The sequence below is a fragment of the Micromonospora sp. HM5-17 genome (genome assembly GCF_003762835.1).
Taxonomy (GTDB): Bacteria; Actinomycetota; Actinomycetes; order Mycobacteriales; family Micromonosporaceae; genus Plantactinospora.
In genome coordinates this window covers 43,704-63,925 of the sequence record NZ_RJWA01000006.1, presented here as the reverse complement: position 1 = coordinate 63,925, position 20,222 = coordinate 43,704, and the positions used below count along the sequence as shown (strand labels likewise).

The following is a 20,222-nucleotide window of genomic DNA, read 5'->3' as shown; positions in this document are numbered from 1 at the left end:
GCCCGGTCCCAGGCCGACCTACCGGTCGGTGGGCCAGTGGCCGCGGCTGAGGTACGCCGCGCGCAGCACGTCGACGTGATCGGTCATGATGCCATCCACACCCAGATCCAGTAACTCGTGCATCTCGGCAGGATCGTCGATGGTCCAGACGTGCACCTGCAGGCCGAGCCGGTGCACGTGGTCGACGAAGCGCCGGTCGACGACGCGGACCCCGCGGTAGCGGACCGGCACCTGGGCGGCGACCACCGACGGCGGCAGCGCCAGACGACGGCCCGCCAGCGATGCCAGCCGGAGCCGGGCGACCCCGCGCAGGCCGAGCGAGGTGGCCACCTTCGGCCCGGCGGCGCGGCGTAGCCGGGCCAGCCGGGCGTCACTGAACGACGCGAGCAGGACCCGCTCGCCGGCGCCGCACCGCTCGATCGTCGCCACCGTCGGGTCGACCGCGTCGTCGGCCTTGACGTCGACGTTGAACCGGATCTGCGGCCAGGCCGCGAGGATATCGTCGAGTCGGGGGATCGCGGCGGCCCCGCCGACCCGGATGCTCCGCAGGTCGGCCCAGCGTAGCTGGGCGATCCGGCCCCGTGCGCCGGTCATCCGCGTCAGGGTCGCGTCGTGGAAGACCACCGGTACGCCGTCGGCGGTGGCGTGTACGTCGGTCTCGACGTACCGGTAGCCGAGCGCGACCGCGCGGGCGAACGCCTCGACCGTGTTCTCGTCGCCGCGGGCGGCGCCGCCCCGGTGCGCGAAGGCCAGCGGGGTCGGCGCGTCGAGGTAGGCGAAGTCCCGGAGCACCCGGCGAGTATGGCCGGTGGTCGGTCGTGCGCCGTCGACCGGTGCGGGACTTGCCCGATCCGCTCCGCCGGCCGCCGCGGCGGGTTGGCCGGACCCCGGGTGCCCCCGCCCACATGCGGGTGGACGGCCACCCGGTCGGGCCGGGTCAGGCGGGTATCTCGGTCCGGTCGCCGGACCACCGGGTGTGGAAGCTGCCCTCGGCGTCGACCCGGCGGTAGGTGTGGGCGCCGAAGTTGTCCCGCAGGCCCTGGATCAGCGCGGCGGGCAGCCGGTCGCGGCGCAGCCCGTCGACGTAGGCGAGCGAGGAGGCGAAGGCGGGAGCCGGGACGCCGGCCTGTGCCGCGTACCCGACGACCCGGCGCCAACTGGCGACGCTCTCGGCGACCCGCGGCACGAAGTACGGCGCCACCAGCAGCGTCGGCAGGTCGGGATCGGCCTCGTACGCCTCACGGATCCGGTTGAGGAAGCGGGCCCGGATGATGCAGCCGCCGCGCCAGATCGTTGCCAGGGCGGCCAGGTTGATACCCCAGCCGTACTCCTCGCTGCCGGCCCGGATCTGGTCGAAGCCCTGGGCGTACGCGACGATCTTGGATGCGTAGAGGGCCCGCCGGACGTCCTCGACGAAGGCGTCCCGGTCCACGGCTCCGCCCGGGGCCGTCCCGGCCGCGTCGCGGTAGGCGCGGGCCGCCGCGGCCCGCTGCCCCGGGTGTCCGGAGAGGGAGCGGGCGAAGGTCGCCTCGGCGATCGCGGTGATCGGTACGCCGAGGTCGAGCGCGCTCTGCACCGTCCACCGGCCGGTGCCCTTCTGCCCGGCCTGGTCGAGCACCACGTCGACGAACGGGCGTCCGGTACGGGCGTCGACGTGCCGCAGCACGTCGGCGGTGATCTCGATGAGGAAGGACTCCAGGTCGCCGGTGTTCCAGTCGGCGAAGATGTCGCCGATCTCGGCCGGGGTGGCGCCGAGCCGCTCCCGCAGCAGGTCGTACGCCTCGGCGATGAGCTGCATGTCGGCGTACTCGATCCCGTTGTGGACCATCTTGACGAAGTGGCCGGCGCCGCCCGGGCCGATGTGGACGCAGCAGGGTACGTCGTCGACCCGGGCCGCGATCGACTCGAGGATCGGCCCGAGCGTGCGGTACGCCTCGGCCGAGCCGCCGGGCATGATGCTCGGCCCGCGCAGCGCCCCCTCCTCGCCGCCAGAGACGCCGGTGCCGACGAAGTGCAGCCCGTGCGCGCGGAGCGCGGCCTCGCGCCGCTGCGTGTCGGCGAAGTGCGCGTTGCCGCAGTCGACGACGATGTCGCCGGGCTCCAGCAGCGGGACGAGCTCGTCGATGACGGCATCGGTGGGCCCACCCGCCTTCACCATCACGATGACGGCCCGGGGCCGCGTCAGCGACGCCACGAAGTCGGCCATCGACTCGCTCGGCACGAAGGTCCCCTCGTGGCCGTGCTCGGCGACGAGACTGCGGGTCCGCTCCGGCGACCGGTTGTGCACGGCCACCCGGAACCCGTGTCGGGCAAGGTTGCGGGCGAGGTTGCGACCCATCACCGCCAGCCCGGTCACCCCGATCTGGGCCGTTGCCGCCGGGCGGTCGCGTGTCGTCTCCGTCATCAGCTCACGTCCGTCTCCGCCGCGGATGTCGCGCTGGTCGACCCGGACCAACGGGTACCTCCGTTGGCGGATCGCCGCCGCGACCGGCCGCCGGAATGGGGGCCGGACTCCAGTATCCGGGTCGGTTCCGGGACCCGTCGGGCAAACAGCACCGCAGGTGGCCTGGATGACCGGGCCACCTGATGGTCGACGCGGGCGGGGGCACCGCTGTCCGCGGCACACCAGCCGGTGACTCCCGCGCCTCGCCGGCCTACCGGTCCTCGGCCGGCCCCCAGAAGCGGGCCAGGGCGCTGGTCGCCGGGTCGTCCGAGGCCGCCAGCGCCGACCAGGGGTCACCGTCGTCCGGCAGGTCCGCCGCGGCGTACTCGGCGAGCTCGTCCGGCCGCGGTGTGCCCCCGGTCACCACCGACGGGTCCGGCGCCGGACCGTCGCCGGGCGGTCCGAGCAGGTCCGGGTCGGCCCAGGGGAACCCGTCAACGGGCTCGGGCGCGGGCCCGAACCCCTCGACCGGTCCGGGGTCGGTCGGGGGCCACTGCGCCGGGTCGCCGTACGGGTCGAGGTCGGGGTCGGCGCCGACCGGCGGGTCCGCTGGGCCGAAGCCGACCTCGGCGGGCACCTCCGTCCCCGACTCCGGCAGGCCGTCCGCCGGCCCGAAGCCGACCTCGCCGTCGGGAAGCGCCTCCTCGCCCCACGGGGCGTCCGCGACCCACGGGTCGACCCCGGCGTAGGGGTCGTCACCGACGCCGTCCGCCGGCGGGTAGCCGGCCGGATCCTCGCCGTACGGGTCGAGGTCGGCGTCGCCGAATCCCTCGACGGGATAGTCGGCACCCGTCCCCGCCGGGTCGACCGTGGCGTCGTCCGGGTGGTGGAGGCCGTCGTCGACCGGGTCGCCGGCATCCGGTCCCTCGAAGTCCGGCTGGTCCTGCGGCCAGCCGCCCCAGTGTTCCGTCATCGTGCCTCCCCGCCGCGTACGCCGCCGTGCCGGTCCGGACGCCCGCCCCGGTCAGGGGCCCGGCTCTGCCCGGTCACGTCCCGGCCCGTCCCTCGGTGGCCGCCGGCCTCGGGGCGAGTGCCCGAGCCCGCTGCAGCACCTCGTCGACCTGCTTGATCCTGGCCCGGACGGCGTCCCGCTCGGCCTGGGTCGCGGCCCGCCGTCGAGCCCGGCTGGCCTGGTCCTCCGCCACCGCCGCGTCGATCTCGGCGATCCGGGCGTCGAGCTGGCGCAGCCGTCGTTCGATCGCGTCGTCCAGGGCGAGCGTCAACGCGTACTGCAGGTCGGTGAACCGGTGCGTGATCTCGTCCGACAGCGCGGCCCGGGCGTCGGCGACCACCTCCCGCAGCCAGGTCCGGGCCTGCTGCCGGTCGCTCTGCACCCGCCGCCGGTACAGGATGAACCCGCCGGCGGCCAGTCCCAGCCCGAGGCCGGCGAACGGGATCAGCAGGCCACCGCCGACCAGCGCCCCGGCACCGAGCGCGGAGGCACCGGCCATCGCGCCCCGACCGGCCATGAACGCCATCCCGCCCGCCGACAGGGCGATCATCATGTTGTCCGTCCCGGCGTCGCGGCGCGGCTTGCTGGCCAGCGCGTGCCGCAGCGTCGCGTTCAGCCGGCCCAGCACGAACTGCAGCTCGTCGGGCTGGAAGACCTCGGCCAGCACCCGTTCCCCGACCTGCCGGAACCGCACCTCAAGGTCCGCCGACAGCCGGACCGACAGCGCGTGCAACGCCTCGTCGACCTGCTGCGGCAGCGTGCGCAGGTCGTCACCGCGCGCGAAGTCGATCCGGTTCAGGAAGTCCTCCTGCAGGGCGCCGACGTAGCTGCGCAGCAGCCCGGTCGCCTCCACCCGCGCCCGCTGGGTCTCGGTGTTCAACGCCAGCGACCACTGCCGCGACTCGGTCCGTTTACGCGCCGCCACCGCCGCCCGCTCCTGCTTGACCCGGGCCAGGTCGGCCGGATCGGGGTCGGTCGCCCGCAGCCGCTCGCCGAGCTCCAGGTCGACGCTGACCAGCTCGCTGCGGACCGTCCGCAGCACATTCGCCTGCCGCAGCAGGTGCCCACGGCCGGCGAGCCCCACCAGGGCGTGCTGCAGCGCCGTGACGCGGGACTCGCGGACCAGCTCGCCGGCCACCTCCGCGGGCATCGTCCGCGCCAGTTCGGCCAGCCGGGCCGAGACCGGGAACCACGGCGCGGACCCGAAGCGGGGCGCGTGCGCCTGCAACTGCCCCCGGTTGTCGGCCAGGATGGTCCGCCACCCAGGGTAGGCGTCCGTCTTGGTCAGCGCGAACACCACCAGGTTGACCCGCTTGCTCGCCTCGATCAGGAACTCCAGTTCCGGCTGCGTGAACGGGGCCGCCGCGTCGACGACGAAGAGCAGCGCGGTGGCCTGGGCCGCCGCCTCGAGCGCGATCTGGGCGTGGGCCGGGTCGAGGCCCCCGGTGCCCGGGGTGTCGACCAGACTCAGGTACTGCAGCAGCGGCGCCGGATGGGTGACCTCGATGTGCCGGGGCGGCCGCTGGTCGTCGGGGAGCCGGCCCAGCGGGGTGGCCCAGTCCCGCAGCTGCGACACCTCCAGCGGTACCGGCTCGGCGCGGCCCGGCAGCCAGGCCTTCGCCCCAACCTGCGCACCGGGCACGAACTCCAGGTAGCAGGCGGTGGCGACCGCGACGTCGACCGGGGAGAGATTCGGCACCCCGATCAGGGCGTTGACCAGGGAGCTCTTGCCCCGTTTCGTCTCACCGACCACCACGATCGACGGGCGGGTGACGACCCGGCGCCGCAGCTGGTCGACCTCGGCCGCCGCGTCCGGGGCCACCTTCCGCAGGTACGCCAGGCCGGTGTCGATCGCCGTGCGGAGGGCGGCACCCAGCGCCGCGTCCGGGTCGCCCCCGCCGGTGCGGGTGGCCGACGCCGCCGGACCACCGGTGGTCGTGCTCACCGTACGCTCCCCTCGGCCCGGACCCGCTGCGACAGCAGGAAGAAGCCGCGGTGCGCCACCTGCGCCACCCGGGACTGCGCCGGGTTCGCCCCGGCCACCGCGTAGACCCGCCACCGGGTGGCGGCGTCCAACGCCGCCCGGGCCAGCTGTTCCGGGGTGGCGCTGGGCAGGCTGAGGATCCACCGTGGGTCGGTGGAGAGCGCCAGTCGGGTCAGCTCCTGCTCCATCGGCTCCGGCAGTTCCACCGAGCCGCTGCTGACCAGCTGGGCGACCTCCAGCAGCCGCAGCCGGTGGTACTCCGGCTGCTGCAGCACCTGCTCGATCGCGTCTCGCAGCAGTTCCCGGTCCTGCTGCTGCGGCGCGTGGCTGGCCAGCTTCTCCAGCGCCGACAACGCCCACCCCGCCTTGATCGCGTCGGTCCGCCACCGGAACGCCTGGTCCAAAGTGTGACGCAGCCGGGGGAACCCGGACGCCTGGAACAGCAACCGGACCAGGTCGCCGCTGGACAGCTGCGGCTGGGCGGCGAACTGGGCGATGGAGAACCCGATGCCGTACAGGTCCAGCAGCCGCAGCAGCCGTTCCCGCTGCTCCCGTGGCACCGGGCAGTCCCGGGAGGTGAACAGGTCGACCGAGGCGAGCAGCACCAGCCGTTCGTGCTCCGGGAGCCGGGCGAGGGTCCGCAGCGCCTCGCAGTCGGCGGCGGTCAGCCGGCCGGCCTCGGTGGTCTCGGCGAGCAGCCCCACCACCGGCACCACCTCGGACACCACCCGGCGCAGCACCGCGCTCTGGTCGGCGGCGAGCGGACCCGCCACCGGCCACGGGTCGGCCGCCCCGCCGACCAGCTTGTCCACCTTGTTGAACAGCCCCAGGGAGTTGATCGGGTTGCTGGCCAGCCGGGCCGAGACCGACCGGAACGCCTCCAGCGCCGCCACGTCGTCGTCCCGGACCGACTGGGTGAAGACGTAGATGATCGCCTCGGCGCCGGCGATCGCCCCGGCCGAGTCGTCGTCGATGTTGTCGTCGAACGGCGCGCCCGCCGACTCGAACAGGAACCGGCGGGCGCCGGCGCTGACCGAGGTGTTCGTCGACGCCAGCCCGGGCGTGTCCAGCACGGTCAGGTCCCGCAGGTGGTCGCTGGTCAACGTCACGTCGACGTACCCGATCTCGGGGCGCGGCACCCCGAGCCGTTGCGGGATCATGCCGGCGTCGTCCAGGGGCAGGCTGACCCGGCTGCCGTCGCGACGGACCACGTCGACCCGGTCCACCGTGCCGTAGCGGAACTGGGTGACGATCCGGGTGCACTCGCCGACCTCGGTCGGCGCGACCCGCCGGCCGATCAACGCGTTCACCAGCGTCGACTTGCCGGCCTTGAGCCGGCCCGCGATCGCCACCCGCAGCGGCTCGTCGAGCCGGCGCCGGATCTCCCGCACCTGGCCGGCGGTACCGGTGTCGAGCCGGGGACCCACCTCGTCACAGAGTCGGGCGACCCGGACACTGAGCGGACCTGCGCTCATGCTCGTCAGCCGGCGGTGCCGTCAGCGAGAATGGGAGGTACTCGGTGGTGGCGTGCGCTCATCTCGTCTGCTGTCCTTCCGCAACACGACGGCAGGGGCGGGCCGCCCCTGCCGGAACCACACTACGAATATCCTGCCGGCGCAGGATCCCATGTTCGTGCCACCGTCCATCCCGGCGGTGGCGTCGCTTCCCGGCGGGGAGGACCAGTGCGGCACGCCTCGGTCGGCGACCTGCCCGACCAGTACCGGCCCCACGACGAACCCGAGGCCGCGGCCGACGCGCCCCGCGACGTCGTCGCGGCCGCGTCGGCCCTGCTGGCGTCCCCGGGACTGGTCGTCCTGCACAGCGGGCCGGGCGGCGGACGCAGCACCGCCCTGGCCCGGCTCGGCGCGGCGTTCCGGGGGCCGGTCTTCGCCGGCGGCGGGCTGGCCAGCCTTCCGGCCGAGCCCGGGTTCGCCCTGGCCCGGGCGGTCCGGGTACGGCTGCCCGCCCACGACCCGGCGCTGCTCGCCGAGGCGGTCCGCTCCCGGGTCCGGGCCGGCCTGCTGCTACTGGACGACCTCCAGTGGGCCGATCCGGCCACCCTCGCCGCCCTGGTGCCGCTGGCGGCGCACTGCCGGGTGGCGGTCGCACTGCGCACCCCGCACCGGCTGCCGGCCCCGGCCGTCGCCGCGCTGCGGTCGGCCGCGGCCGGATGGCTCGCGGTGCCGCCGCTGGACGCCGACGCCGCGGCGGCGCTGGCCGGTCGGGTCGCCCCGGGACTGCCGCCGGCGGCGCTGGCCGACGTGGTCCGGCGTGCCGGCGGAGCGCCGCTGGCGGTGGTGACCCTGGCCCGTCAGGCCGCGGCCGGCCGGCGGGTCGGGTCTGACCCGCCGGCGCCACCGGGCCGGGACGCCGAGCAGGTCGGGTACGCCGTCGCGACCGCGCTCGCCGACCTGACCCGGCCGGCCCGGACCGCGATGGCCGCACTGGGGCTGCTCGGCCGTCCCGCCCCCGCCGCCGTCCTCGGCACCGGCGTCGACGAGCTCGTCGACGCCGGCCTGGTGACCGTCGCCACCGACGAGCCGGTCGTCGCGCCGGTCTCGCCGTACGTCGCCGAGATCGCCGCCGGCCTGCTCGATGACGCCGGCCGACGGGCGCTGCACCGGCGGCTGGCCGACCTCGTCCCGCACACCGAGGCGGTCCGGCACCTCGCCGCGGCCGGCGACGCGCCGGCGGCGTACCGGCGGGCCCTGGCCGCCGCCCCGGCCGCCGGGTCCACCGGCGCCCGCGCCGACCTGCTGCTCACCGCCTGCGCGCTACCCGGCGTCGAGCCGGAGCCGGCGGTCCGCGTCGCCGCCGCCCGCGCCGCGCTGGCCTGCGGTCGTCCTGGTGCGGCGGTCCGGGTACTGACCACCCCCGAGCCACTCGGAATCGAGCCGGACCTGCTGCGTGCCGAGGCACTGCTCCAACTCGGCGACCTCGCCGCCGCCCGCGCCGTGGCGGTCCGGGTCCCGGACGCGGCGGACGCGGAGCAGCTCGCCACCCGGGACCGGATCCTGCTCCTCGCCCAGCTCGGCACCGACCCCGCTGCCGCGAGCGGGATGGCGGCCCGGCTCGCCGCCCGGTACGGCCCGGAGCCCGCGCACCCGGGGCTACGGGCCGCGCTGGCCGCGGTCCGCGCCGCCGACCGCGAGCCGGGCTGGGAGGCCGCGCTGGCCTCCGCCGCCGCGACCGCCGGGACGGCCGGCGACCCGCTGACCGCCCGGTGGAGCGCCTGGCTGCTGGTCGAGTCCCTGATCGCCGACGGACGGCTGGTCGAGGCCGGGCAGGCCGCCGAGGCGGCCGAGCGGACCTGCGCCGCCGACCTCGCCTACAGCTGGCAGACCCGCTTCCTCGCGGCCCGGCTGTGGTGCGCGGCCCTGCGCGGCGGGCTGCCGGCGCTCCCGCCCGACGAGGCCGTACGCCGGGCCAACGACCTCCTCGACCGCACGGTGCCGAGACCGGCCCGCGGCTACGCCGTGGCCGCCGCGAGCCTCGTCGAGGCCGACGGCGGGCTGCTCGGCCCGGCCCGGGCCCGACTGGCCCGGACCCCGGAGGCCACCGCCGACCCGGTGCTGGACTGGGTGGACCGGGAGGCGGCCTGGCTCGACGGCCAACCCGAGCGGGCCATCGCGCCGCCGCCGGCGGGGCCGACCCTGGTCGACGGGCTGCGCCAGATCACCGCCCGGTGGGCGGCGTACGACGCCGGGCGGGATGCCGCGGCCAACGGCCGCACGGACGGGACCGCGGCGGCGCCGGGCGGGGCCACCGGCCGGCCGCCACCCGTGTCGCGGACGCTGGCCGCCTGGGACACCCCCGGCGGCGACCCGGCCGGCTTCACCCAGGCCGCCGCCGACTGGCGTGACCTGGCCGTGCGGGAGGAGGTCCGGTGCCTGCTCGCGGCCGGCTTGCACGAGCCGGACCCGACCCGCGGCGTCGCGACGCTGCTCGCCGCCGAGCAGCGGGCCGAGGAGGCCGGCCTGGTCGTGCTGCTCGGCCGGACCCGGCGGGCGCTACGCCGACACGCGGTCCGCCGCGACCGGCGCGGCGGCCGGGCCGACGGGGAGCTCACCGACCGGGAACGCGAGGTGCTCCGGCTGGTCGCGGCCGGGGAGCCGACCCGCCGCATCGCCGGACGGCTGGGCATCTCCGGCGAGACGGTGGAGACCCACGTCCGCTCGGGAATGCGCAAGCTCGGCGCCCGGACCCGCACCGAAGCGGCGGCGCGCGCCCTGGAGACGCTGTGACCGACCGGAGGTGCCGCCATGAGTGACCCGCCCCGCTACGTCCTGCCGTCCATGACGGACGCGGCCGCCGTGCTGCGCCGACTGGCTCGCGCCGGGTGGCGAACCCGGGAGGGGTTCGCCGTCACCGAGCCCGGCTGGGACCTGATGGACGCCCGGCTCGTCCTGTTCGGCCGGGTACCGGACGCGGAGACGGTGCGGCTGGCGGTGCTCGCCGCGGCCCGGGGAGCCGGGGTGGTGGCGATCGTCGACCCGACCGGCGACGTCGGCCGGGCCCTGGTCGACGACCTGGCCCGGCTCGGGCCGGTGCGCCAGGACCCGGACCGGGAACCCGAGCCGGATCCCGAGTCGGTGCTGGCTCGGCTCGTCCCCGAACAGCGCGCCCTGCTGGAGCGGCTCGCCGACGGCGAGACGATCGCCTCCGCGGCGGCCGCCGAGTTCCTGTCCCTGCGGACCGCCAACCGCCGCATCGCCCAGGCCCGCCAGGCGCTCGGGGTCCGTACCACCCGGGAGGCGGTCCTGGCCTACCTGCGGCAGCGACGCCGCGCGGAGTGACCGGCGGTGCGCCCCACCGCCGGGTACGGGCACGCGGTCGCCCCGCACCGCTGGTCGAGGGGCACGGGAAATTGGCTGGCCCGGCACGGGTGTGCTGCGTACCGTCGTCGATCGCCGCCTCGTCGCCCGCTTCCCGAACGGACCATGCGTATCCGCTATCCCCGCACCCCGCACCTGCCCTGGTCGCCCGGCGCGGGGCCGGACGACGTGCGGATCACCGGACTGTCCGGGCTGGAGGGCCGCGCTGTGGTGGTCACCGGGAAGCTCGACGGGGAGAACACCACCCTGTACCGGGACGGGCTGCACGCCCGCTCAGCGGACTCGGGCCACCACCCGTCCCGCGCCTGGGTGAAGGCGCTGCACGGCCGGATCGGCGACGCGATCCCGGCCGGCTGGCGGGTGTGCGGGGAGAACCCCTCCACGCCCGACACTCGATCGCCTGCTCGGATCTGGAGAGCTGGTACTACGCGTTCTCGGTGTGGGCTGGCGACCGCTGCCCGGACTGGGACGCCACCGTACGGTTCACCCGGCGGCTGGGGGTTCCGGTCCCGCCGGTGCTGTGGCGGGGAACCTTCGACCCGCGCGCCCTACGCCGGCTGCGGCTGGACCTGTCCCGCCAGGAGGGGTACGTCGTCCGGACCGTCGCCGGGTTCACCCGCGCCGAGTTCCCGTACCGGGTCGCGAAGTGGGTCCGCCGCGACCACGTCCGGACCGACGTGCTCGGCGAGGCGCCGCTGGAACCGCTGCGGGCCGGCCTGCGGTCGGCGTTGGCGGGGCTCGACCGGGACGCCGCCGACCGGTGCTGGGCCGAGGCCCGCAGCGCCCACGCCCAGGGGCGGATCGGCACCGATGGCGTTGCTCGGAAGCTTCTTCGCCGACTGGGCGGCCTGGGACTGGCGCCGGCCGGTCGCGCTGGACCCGCGGTCGGTGGATGGGACCGGCACCACCGGGGCCGCGGGTGTGCCGGGCACCGGTGTGGCCGGTGACGTCGACGAGGCCGCGCCGGTGCGGATCCTGACCCCGACCGCCCCGGTCCGCTGCTGCAGCGGCCAGGTCAGCGTCGGGGGACAGGATCTGCTGACCGAGGAGCTCTACACCGCGTGGGAGGTCGTCGAGGCGGCGACCACGTCCGGCGGCGACCCGTGGCCGGCGCTGCTGGCCCCGCCGCCGCTGCACCGCCGGCACGCCGCGTGGGCGGTGCTGACCATCCGGGCGGTGCCGGGTGAGGCGTTCGCCACGACGGCCGGCCGGGTACGGGGGGCGGGTCCGTGCCCTGCTCACCGCCCTGGAGCGCGCCGGGGTACCGGACGGGCACGCCTGGCCTCACCCGCTTCAGACCGGCCCCGGGCTGCTGCGGTACGCGGTCGGGCTCGGTCAGACGCCACCGGACGCGGCGGGGCTCGCCCGGGCGGTGCAGGGGTGGACGGACGGCCTGCCCGGTACCACCGTCGAGTGGGCACCCGGTGGCGGGCTGCCGGTGCCGCCGTGACGCTCGGCGCCCGGTCGGTCGCCGTACCCGAGGGGATCAGCCGGAGGCGGGGCGGCGCCGGTGCTGGCGGCGGGTCTCGGTCGGCCGGGTCGGGTCGACGTGCCGGGGCCGGTCCGGTTCGTCGGGACGCAGCGGCGCGAGGGCGGCGGTGATCGCGTCGATGATGGCGTCGGTGGCCCGGATGGCGGCGCCAGGCCCGGCGGGGTCGATGCCGCCCAGGTCGACCGGCGGACCGAAGTGCACCCGGACCACGGGGCGGCGCAGCAGGGCCCGCCCCAGCGCCGAGATCATTCCGCGTGGCGCGGCGTACGGCAGGATCTCGTGCGCGCCCCACTGCGCCACCGGCACGACGGTGGCGCCGCTGGCGAAGGCGAGCCGAGCGGTGCCGGTCTTGCCCCGCTCGGGCCACATCCCGGGGTCGAGCCCCATCCGCCCCTCCGGGTAGACCAGCACGACGGAGCCCTGCGCGACGGCCGCCGTCGCGTGTTCCAGGGCCAGACCGACGGTGGGGCTGCGCCGGTCGACCCGGATGTGTCCGCTGGCCCGCATGGCGGCGCCGACAACCGGGGCCCGGAACACCCCGCCGGTGGCCATGATCCGAGGCGCGATCCGGCGTACCCGGCAGGCGGCGGTCAGCACGATCGGGTCGAACGGGTTGACGTGGTTGGCGGCCAGGATCAGCGGCCCGTTCCGCAGCCCGTCCGGTACGTCGCCGGTGACCCGCAGCCGGGCGACCAGCCCAACGACGCCCCGGGCGAGAACCTGCAGGAGGAGCCAGAAGCGCGGGGGGCGCCACGGCGTGGTGGTGGTGTCCATCAGCGCCCGATCGTCGCACGGCGCGATGGCCCAGGGGGAGCGGGGAATCCGCCGCGCCGGGGAGTGACGCATCCCTCCACCCCACCTCCTACGACGACGAGTAGTATTTACTACGTCTCGTAGTACAGATCTAGGGGGTTCGTGTGGACGCGCTCGACGTCGCCCGCTGGCAGTTCGGGGTCACCACCGTCTACCACTTCCTCTTCGTGCCCCTCACCATCGGGCTGTCCCTGCTCGTCGCCATCCTCCAGACCCGCTGGCACCGCACCGGCGACCCCCGATACCTACGCCTGACCAAGTTCTACGGCAAGATCTTTCTGATCAACTTCGCCATGGGCGTGGTCACCGGCATCGTTCAGGAGTTCCAGTTCGGAATGAACTGGAGTGACTACTCCCGCTTCGTCGGCGACGTCTTCGGCGCGCCACTGGCACTCGAGGCGCTGCTCGCCTTCTTCCTCGAATCCACCTTCATCGGCCTGTGGATCTTCGGATGGGACCGGCTGCCGAAACGCGTCCACCTCGCCGCCATCTGGGCCGCCGCCCTCGGCTCCACCCTCAGCGCCTACTTCATCCTGGCCGCCAACTCGTGGATGCAGAACCCCGTCGGCTACCGGATCAACCCCGACACCGGCCGCGCCGAACTCACCGACATCGTCGCCGTCCTCACCAACAAGGTCACCCTCGCCACCTTCCCCCACACCATCGCCGGCTGCCTCCTCGTCGCCGGTGCCCTGATCGTCGCCATCGCGCTCTGGCACCTCCACCGACCGACCCCCGACCACGCCGACCCCGAGGCCGCCGCCCGGGCCGCCGACGACCGCGCGGCCTTCCGGTACGCCGCCCGCTTCGGATCCTGGGTCGCCCTCGCCGCCGCCGTCGCCGTCGTGATCAGCGGTGACTTCCAAGGCAAGATCATGACTCAGGTGCAGCCGATGAAGATGGCCGCCGCCGAAGCCCTCTACCAGACCGAACAGCCCGCCGCGTTCTCCGTCCTCACCGTCGGCAGCCTCGACGGCAGCCGGGAACTGTTCGCCATCAAGATCCCGTACCTGCTCTCGTTTCTCGGCACCGGCGACCCGAACGGACAGGTCCAGGGCATCAACGACCTCCAGGCCCAGTACGTCGCCCAGTACGGTCCCGGCGGCTACACCCCGATCATCCCGGTCACCTACTGGAGCTTCCGCTTCATGATCGGCTTCGGCCTGGTCGCCGCCGCCATCGCCGCCCTCGTCCTCTGGACCCACCGGCGTGGTCGTACCCCGAACTCCCGTTGGCTCGTCCGCGCCGGCCTGATCATGCCCATCCTGCCGCTCGCCGCCAACTGCTTCGGCTGGATCTTCACCGAGATGGGCCGGCAACCCTGGGTCGTCTTCGGCGAGATGCTCACCCGCGACGGCGTCTCCCGCAGCGTCTCCCTGACCGAGGTCCTCACCTCCTTCACCGCCTTCACCCTCGTCTACGCCATCCTCGCCGTCGTCGAGGTCCGGCTCCTCATCCGGTACGCCCGCGCCGGACTTCCCCGACTCGACCCGACCCCCACCCGCACCGACCCGACCGCCGACGACGAGGACCGACCGCTCGCCTTCGCCTACTGACCCTCGCCCACCGACCCGGCCCGGCGCACCAGCCCCGGCCACCCACCACCAGCAACGACCACCACCGACCCGACGCCGTCACCAACCCACGGAGCCCACCATGGAACTGACCACCCTCTGGTTCCTGCTCATCGCCGTCCTCTTCACCGGCTACTTCATCCTGGAAGGCTTCGACTTCGGCGTCGGCATCCTGCTCCCCGTCCTCGGCCGCGACGACCGCGAGCGACGCGTCCTGATCAACACCATCGGCCCGGTCTGGGACGGCAACGAGGTCTGGCTCATCACCGCCGCCGGCGCCCTCTTCGCCGCCTTCCCCGGCTGGTACGCCAGTCTCTTCTCCGGCTTCTACCTGCCGATGCTGCTGATCCTGCTCGCCCTGATCTTCCGCGGCGTCGCGTTCGAGTACCGGCACAAGCGCCCCGACGCCGCGTGGAAGGCCCGCTGGGACACCGCCATCGTCGCCGGCTCCCTCCTGCCCGCCGTCGGATGGGGAATCGTCTTCGCCAACATCCTCCGCGGCGTACCCCTGGCCGCCGACCACGACTACACCGGCGGACTCGCGGACCTGCTCAACCCGTACGCCCTCCTCGGCGGCCTGACCACGACGGCGCTCTTCATCACCCACGGCGCCGTCTTCCTCGCCCTCAAGACCGCCGGCGACATCCGGGCCCGCGCCGGCCGGCTCGCCATCCACACCGCCGCCGCCACCGCCGCGCTCACCGTGGCCTTCCTCGCCAGCACCCTCGCGATCCGGCGCACCCCGGCCGCCGTCGGGCTCGCCATCGCCGCCGCGGCCACGCTCGCCGTCGCCATCGCCGCCGCCCGGGTACGCCGGGAGGGCTGGGCCTTCGCCGGCACCGCCGCCGCCATCGGGCTCACCGTGGCGACCCTGTTCGCCGCCCTCTTCCCGACCGTGCTGCCCTCCACCGCCGACCCCGCCGGCACCCTCACCGTCAGCAACGCCGCCTCCGCCCCCTACACCCTCACGATCATGACCTGGGTGGCCGCCTTCTTCACCCCGGTCGTCCTCCTCTACCAGGGCTGGACCTACTGGGTGTTCCGCAAGCGGATCAGCGTGGCCCACATCCCGCCGGACTGAACCACCCGGCGGCCGCCGGCGGTGGGGTCGGCTGCCCGCAGCGCGAGCCGGCGGACGCGGGGGCCGACCTGGCCCGGCCGCCCACCGCCGGCCGCGACCATCCACACCCGGCACACGTCACCCGACGAGGCCGCCGCCCGACGGTGGGCCCATCCCCATCACGACCCGGGGCCGGGTCCAACCCGACCCGGCCCCGACCATCGCTCACGTCCCACCGCACCGACCGCGTCCGCACGCCCGGTGCGCCGCACCGACCGGCTCAGCCCGCGTCGCGCAGCTCCGCCAGCCGCGCCTCGACCTCCGCCAACTCCGCGCGCAACCGCTCCGCCTGCTGCTCGGCCTCCCGGCGCTCCGCCTCCAGGATCTGCTCCACCGCCTCCTGCACGCCCGGCACGTCGACCAGCGCCACCATCTTCAACGCCTCCGCCGGCTTGATCACGTACGGCTTCGCCAGCGCCTTCGTCCCCTGCGTCGCCGCCAGCGTCCACTCACCGTCCGCGTACGACAACGTCACCGTCAACCCCGCCGGCCCCTTCGGCCGGGCTGCCTTTGCCGCCCGCTTCGCCGGCTTGGGCCCCGCCTCGGCCGCGCTCGCCGGGGTAGTCTCCACTGCGGTCACTCTCGCCTCCTCGCGCGGAGCCGGAACCGGCTCCCGCACCACTTTGAACTCCGGCTCCGGAACAGGCTCCACCGAGGGCTCCGGCTCCGCCTTCGCCCGCCGTGCCGCCGCGCCCTTCGGCGCCACCGCCAGATCGGCGGGGGAGAAGGGCAGCTCGTCCCGACCAAACCGGACCACCACCCACTCGTCGGACACCGCCGGATCGGTCAGCTCGACCACCTGGCCGAGTTGACCGGCGATCTGTCCCGCCGCCTCGGTGAACACCACCTTCGGCCGGCGACCGTTCGCCAACGCGTCCCGGATCTGCTCCAACTCCTCGGTTGACAACCCCTGTTCATCGGTACGCGCGGCAGCCATCGGATCCCTCTTCCGTACACCTGTTTGATTCCTGCCTTACTACCAGTCCCACCCGACAACGTCGAGACGGACACACCGACGAAGATCACACCATCGCCGCTGGCCGATCCGACCCGCCCCTGGCAGGATCTCCGCACCAGAGGGAAGAGGCGGCGCGAAGGGGAGGGGCATGCACCCGCTCACCGTGGTGACCGGCGGCAGCCGGGGAATCGGCGCCGCGACCGTACGCCAGCTCGCCGCCGCCGGACACGACGTCGTCTTCTGCTACCGGCGCGACGCCGCCGCCGCGGCCGACGTGCTCCGCGACGTCCACGCCACCGGCCGGCGCGGCATCGCCGTCCGTGCCGACACCACCGACCCCGACCAGGTCGCGCGCCTCTTCGACGCCGCCGCCGACCTGGGACAACCCACCGGCCTGGTCAACAACGCCGGCACCACCAGCCGGATCGGACCCTTCACCGAGCTGACCGTCGACGACCTGCGACACGTCGTCGACGTCAACCTCGTCGGCTACGTCCTCTGCGCCCAGCAGGCCGCCCGCCGGTTCACCACCGGCGGTGCGATCGTCAACGTCTCCTCGGCCGCCGCCACCCTCGGCAGTCCCGGCGAGTACGTGCACTACGCCGCCGTCAAGGCCGCCACCGACACGCTCACCCTCGGCCTCGCCAAGGAACTCGGCCCCCGCGGCATCCGGGTCAACGCGGTCGCGCCCGGGATCATCGACACGGAGATCCACACCGTCTCCGGCGTACCGGACCGGGCACGGCGGGCCGCCGGGCGGATCCCGCTGGGCCGGGCCGGCCAGCCGGCCGAGGTCGCGGCCGCCATCGTCTGGTTGCTCAGCCCCGCCGCCGCCTACACCACCGGGGCCGTGCTTCGGGTCTCCGGCGGCCTCTGACCCGGCGCCGCCGTACCGGGCCCGGCCGCGGCGCCTTTCACGCGGGTGACCATCGTTCTTCTCCGCCACGCCGGCGCCCGGACCGCCGCGGGCCCGAACCCGCCCGCGCGCTGGTGGCGTCTCGCTGCACCGTTACTCCCGGATGACCGGACCTCGGCATCCCGGGTGGACACCCCGCGCGACGAGTCCGCTCCGGCGTCCGCCGGGCTTCCGTCGAGTCGATAATTGACATTATGTAAAGTTGCCGGTCGTCCGGTGGGCGGTCCCGCCCTCAAGGGGCCTGTTCACCAACCCGGATCCGACGCTCCGGTCCCCGCTGCCGCGCCCGCGGTCCGCCGGCCGCACCGCCGCGTACCCCGACCGACGTGGACGGCGCGGACCGTACGACCTGCCGCGGTCGGCGCGGTCGGTATTCGTCCTGGCGCGGTCGATCCGCCCCTCTCCGCCGGTCGGCGGCCCGGTGCCGGCGTCCGGCCGGGCGGGCGGCGTATCGCGGGTTTCGGGCCCGCCCGGCCGGGCTGGCGGTCGACGCCTGCCGGGCTCCCGGCGGATATGGAAGTTGGTCAGATATTGAACGCGAGTCCCATTCATGAATAATATTCGTTATGCAGGACAAATCGGATCATCTGCTTCTCTCCCTCGTCGAGGAGTTCCTGACCGCTCGGGCGACCCGCAAACCCTCCCCCCACACCCTGGCCGCCTACCGGCGAGACCTCCTGGCCGTGGCACGCCTGGTCGCCGAGGATCCGGCCACTCCCCTCCCCCTCGCCGACCTGCCGCTCAGCGCCCTGACCCCCCGTACGCTGCGGTCCGCCTTCGCCCGGTTCGCGGCCGGCCGCGCCCCGGCCTCCATCCACCGGGCCTGGTCCACCTGGAACAGCTTCTTCACCTTCCTCGTCGCGGACGGCGTCGTGGCCGGCAACCCGATGTCCGCGGTCGACAAGCCGGTCGTGCCCACGCCGCCGCCGAAGCCGCTGCGGGGCGAGCGGACGCCGGAGGAACTGCTGGAGGCGGTGTCCCGGGTGGACCGGCGCCAGCGTGATCCGTGGCCGGAGCGCGACCTGGCGGTACTGGCGTTGGGGCTCTGTGCCGGCCTGCGACTGTCCGAGCTCCTGGCGTTGCGGGTGGGTTCGCTGGCGGGCCGGGCGGGCGAGCGCCGGGTGGACGTGGCGGGCAAGGGAGGTCGGGCCCGGACGATCCCGATCGAGCCGGAACTCGACGCGGTCCTCGAGGCGTACCTGGAGAGCCGGCGGCGCCGGTTCGGGGCGCGGACGGTCGGGCCGGACTCGCCGCTGCTGGTGGACCGATCCGGCGCTCCGCTGCGTCGCGGCGGCCTGCAGTATCTGGTGTGGTCGTGCTACCGGCGGGCCGGGATCACCGATCGGGTGCCGCGGGGCGCGCAGTTGCACGCGTTGCGGCACACGTTCGCGACGCGGCTGGCCGAGGACGGGGCGAGCGCGTCGGAGATCATGCGGCTGTTGGGGCATGCGAGTCTGGCGACGAGTCAGCACTACATCGAGGTGACGGCGGCGCAGCAGCGGGCGGCGGTGCGGGCGAACCGTACGAACCGGGTGTTGGGACGGCTGGTCGGCCTCGGCTGACCGGCGCCGAGGCGGGCTCCCCCGCGGGCCGGTCCCGTCGTGGTCCCGCGTACCGGACGGTCGTCAGGTGCGTCGGTCGGTGGATGGGGTGTGGGGCGGGTCAGGCGAGGTCGACGACGAGTGGGCGGTGGTCGGAGATGGTGGCGGCGGGGGTGGCGACGGCGGTGACGGCGGGCAGGGGGTGGCTGCCGCGGGGGTCGGCGAGGATGTGGTCGAGTTGGACGCGGGGGTGGGTGGCGGGGTAGGTCGGGCGGTGGGCGAGGGATCGCCAGCCGGAGACGAGGGTGGCCAGGCGCGCGGGGAGGTTCAGGTCGCCGAGGAGGATGCGGGGTGGGGGCAGGGCGCGCAGGGCGCGGACGACCTGGCGGAGTTGACGGATGTTCCAGCCGGGGACGAAGGAGAGGTGGGTGGCGGCGGCGGTGATGGGGCCGTAGGGGGTGTCGAGGGTGGCGACGAGGACGACGCGGGGTTCGTCGCGGAGCAGGGTGATGCCGCCGTCGGGGCCGGAGACGAGGACCGGGGAGCGAACCGGGAGGGCGGTGAGTCGGGTGACCTGCCAGGATCGGACGGGGTATCGGCTGATGAGTCCGATGCCGTAGAGGGGTTCGCCGTGTCCGTCGTCGTCGTGGGTGAGGGGGCGGAAGCGTTCGCCGGGGGTGCCGACGACGGCGGCGGCGAACCGGTGGTGGGGGGCGTTCATCGCCCGGGCGGCGATGGTGGTGAGGTCGAGGTGGTTGCTGCGGGACTGGTCGCGGTCGACCTCCTGCAGGGCGAGGATGTCGGCGTCGATGGCGGCGACGGTGGTGGCGAGGCGGGTCTCGTCGACGAGGCCGTCCTGTGGTGACCTGCCGTGGAGCAGGTTGAAGGTTGCCAGGCGCACCTCTGCACCTTACGGCGTGATGTGGGATGGTTTCCGGGTGCTTGTCAAAGCGCTGCTGTGTTCGGCGGTGTTGTTCGTCCTGCTGGCGACGGTGGGTCTGGGGTTGCGACGGTGGCGGGGGCGGTGATGGGCGCGGTTACCGGTTGGGGGTGGCGAAGCGGCCGGCGCGGATCTCGCGGAGGGCTTGCCGGCGGGTGTCGCCGCGGAGGGTGTCGACGTAGAGGCGGCCGGCCAGGTGGTCGGTCTCGTGTTGGAGCGCGCGGGCGAGGAAGCCGCTGCCGGTGATGGTGCGGGGTTCGCCGTACTGGTCGAAGCCGTGGGCGGTGACGTGGAGGGCGCGGGGGGTTGGGAAGTAGAGGCCCGGGATGGAGAGGCAGCCTTCGTCGTCGAGCTGGGTCTCGGTGGAGAGTTCGAGGGTGGGGTTGACGAGGTGACCGCGGTGGCCGTCGGCGTCGTAGACGAAGACCTGGGCGCTGATGCCGATCTGGGGTGCGGCGACGCCGGCGCGTCCAGGGGCGCCGAGCAGGGTGTCCATGAGGTCGGTGACGAGGGCCCGGAGTTCGGCGTCGAAGCTGGTGACGGGTTCGCACGGGGTGCGGAGTACGGGGTCGCCGATGATCCGGATGGGCCGCATTGTCATGACCGGAACCCTATCGGATCGTTACCTGCTCCGGTCGGGGTCCGGTGCCGCGG

General features: G+C 74.8%; 17 protein-coding genes and 1 pseudogene. 9 read left to right on the top strand and 9 right to left on the bottom strand.

Going from position 1 to position 20,222, the window contains the following annotated elements; all coding sequences use genetic code 11:
* Positions 1-18: 18 nt before the first annotated feature.
* The 5 genes from EF879_RS18015 to EF879_RS17995 all read right to left on the bottom strand — a co-directional run bounded on the left by EF879_RS18015 (position 19) and on the right by EF879_RS17995 (position 6,854).
* The gene (locus tag EF879_RS18015; RefSeq protein WP_123560144.1) at positions 19-792 is read right to left on the bottom strand and encodes a glycerophosphodiester phosphodiesterase; all 774 of its coding nucleotides are present in this window, start codon (positions 790-792) and stop codon (positions 19-21) included.
* Between the two features lie 145 nt (positions 793-937).
* Positions 938-2,404, bottom strand: coding sequence for an NADP-dependent phosphogluconate dehydrogenase (gene gndA / locus EF879_RS18010; protein WP_123560704.1), 1,467 nt, complete (start codon positions 2,402-2,404; stop codon positions 938-940).
* A 250-nt stretch (positions 2,405-2,654) separates the two neighbouring features.
* The gene (locus tag EF879_RS18005) at positions 2,655-3,356 is read right to left on the bottom strand and encodes a hypothetical protein (protein ID WP_123560142.1); all 702 of its coding nucleotides are present in this window, start codon (positions 3,354-3,356) and stop codon (positions 2,655-2,657) included.
* 73 nt (positions 3,357-3,429) lie between these two features.
* Positions 3,430-5,340, bottom strand: coding sequence for a dynamin family protein (locus tag EF879_RS18000; protein ID WP_233604558.1), 1,911 nt, complete (start codon positions 5,338-5,340; stop codon positions 3,430-3,432).
* Positions 5,337-6,854: a dynamin family protein gene (locus tag EF879_RS17995; protein WP_123560140.1), complete on the bottom strand. Its 1,518-nt coding sequence runs from the start codon at positions 6,852-6,854 to the stop codon at positions 5,337-5,339. The genes EF879_RS18000 and EF879_RS17995 overlap by 4 nt, the downstream gene beginning before the upstream one ends.
* A gap of 207 nt (positions 6,855-7,061) precedes the next feature.
* Between EF879_RS17995 and EF879_RS17990 the strand changes: the two genes are divergently transcribed.
* From EF879_RS17990 to EF879_RS27705, 5 genes and pseudogenes are all read left to right on the top strand, one after another.
* Positions 7,062-9,623, top strand: coding sequence for a LuxR C-terminal-related transcriptional regulator (locus EF879_RS17990; RefSeq protein ID WP_233604557.1), 2,562 nt, complete (start codon positions 7,062-7,064; stop codon positions 9,621-9,623).
* Between the two features lie 18 nt (positions 9,624-9,641).
* Entirely contained in the window at positions 9,642-10,175 is a 534-nt protein-coding gene (locus EF879_RS17985; RefSeq protein WP_123560136.1) for a LuxR family transcriptional regulator, read from the top strand.
* Between the two features lie 144 nt (positions 10,176-10,319).
* A pseudogene (locus EF879_RS28845) lies at positions 10,320-10,529 on the top strand (hypothetical protein); the annotation flags it as partial.
* 47 nt (positions 10,530-10,576) lie between these two features.
* Positions 10,577-11,161, top strand: a complete 585-nt coding sequence (locus tag EF879_RS27710; protein ID WP_199736497.1) for an RNA ligase family protein — start codon at positions 10,577-10,579, stop codon at positions 11,159-11,161.
* A gap of 236 nt (positions 11,162-11,397) precedes the next feature.
* On the top strand, positions 11,398-11,664 hold the full coding sequence (locus EF879_RS27705; protein ID WP_199736529.1) for a hypothetical protein: 267 nt from the start codon (positions 11,398-11,400) through the stop codon (positions 11,662-11,664).
* A 36-nt stretch (positions 11,665-11,700) separates the two neighbouring features.
* On the opposite strand, the gene EF879_RS17970 is transcribed toward EF879_RS27705, so the two are convergent.
* Positions 11,701-12,480 (bottom strand): 1-acyl-sn-glycerol-3-phosphate acyltransferase, encoded by a 780-nt coding sequence (locus EF879_RS17970; RefSeq protein ID WP_123560134.1) that lies wholly within the window; start codon positions 12,478-12,480, stop codon positions 11,701-11,703.
* Positions 12,481-12,623: 143 nt separating this feature from the next.
* Between EF879_RS17970 and EF879_RS17965 the strand changes: the two genes are divergently transcribed.
* Both EF879_RS17965 and cydB read left to right on the top strand, forming a co-directional pair.
* Positions 12,624-14,075 (top strand): cytochrome ubiquinol oxidase subunit I, encoded by a 1,452-nt coding sequence (locus tag EF879_RS17965; protein WP_123560132.1) that lies wholly within the window; start codon positions 12,624-12,626, stop codon positions 14,073-14,075.
* A gap of 100 nt (positions 14,076-14,175) precedes the next feature.
* The gene (cydB, locus tag EF879_RS17960) at positions 14,176-15,174 is read left to right on the top strand and encodes a cytochrome d ubiquinol oxidase subunit II (RefSeq protein WP_123560130.1); all 999 of its coding nucleotides are present in this window, start codon (positions 14,176-14,178) and stop codon (positions 15,172-15,174) included.
* A gap of 259 nt (positions 15,175-15,433) precedes the next feature.
* Here the strand turns inward: cydB and EF879_RS17955 are convergent, their stop codons facing one another.
* Entirely contained in the window at positions 15,434-16,150 is a 717-nt protein-coding gene (locus EF879_RS17955; RefSeq protein ID WP_123560128.1) for a hypothetical protein, read from the bottom strand.
* A 169-nt stretch (positions 16,151-16,319) separates the two neighbouring features.
* On the opposite strand from EF879_RS17955, the gene EF879_RS17950 reads away from it, so the two are divergent.
* Both EF879_RS17950 and EF879_RS17945 read left to right on the top strand, forming a co-directional pair.
* A complete protein-coding gene (locus EF879_RS17950) occupies positions 16,320-17,048 on the top strand; it encodes an SDR family NAD(P)-dependent oxidoreductase (protein ID WP_123560126.1) in 729 nt (242 codons plus the stop codon).
* A 605-nt stretch (positions 17,049-17,653) separates the two neighbouring features.
* Positions 17,654-18,649 carry a tyrosine-type recombinase/integrase gene (locus EF879_RS17945; RefSeq protein WP_123560124.1) on the top strand — a complete coding sequence of 332 codons (996 nt, stop codon included), beginning with the start codon at positions 17,654-17,656 and terminating at the stop codon, positions 18,647-18,649.
* A 100-nt stretch (positions 18,650-18,749) separates the two neighbouring features.
* On the opposite strand, the gene EF879_RS17940 is transcribed toward EF879_RS17945, so the two are convergent.
* Positions 18,750-19,529: an endonuclease/exonuclease/phosphatase family protein gene (locus EF879_RS17940; RefSeq protein ID WP_123560122.1), complete on the bottom strand. Its 780-nt coding sequence runs from the start codon at positions 19,527-19,529 to the stop codon at positions 18,750-18,752.
* Between the two features lie 136 nt (positions 19,530-19,665).
* The gene (gene def, locus EF879_RS17935) at positions 19,666-20,169 is read right to left on the bottom strand and encodes a peptide deformylase (protein WP_123560120.1); all 504 of its coding nucleotides are present in this window, start codon (positions 20,167-20,169) and stop codon (positions 19,666-19,668) included.
* Positions 20,170-20,222: the final 53 nt, after the last annotated feature.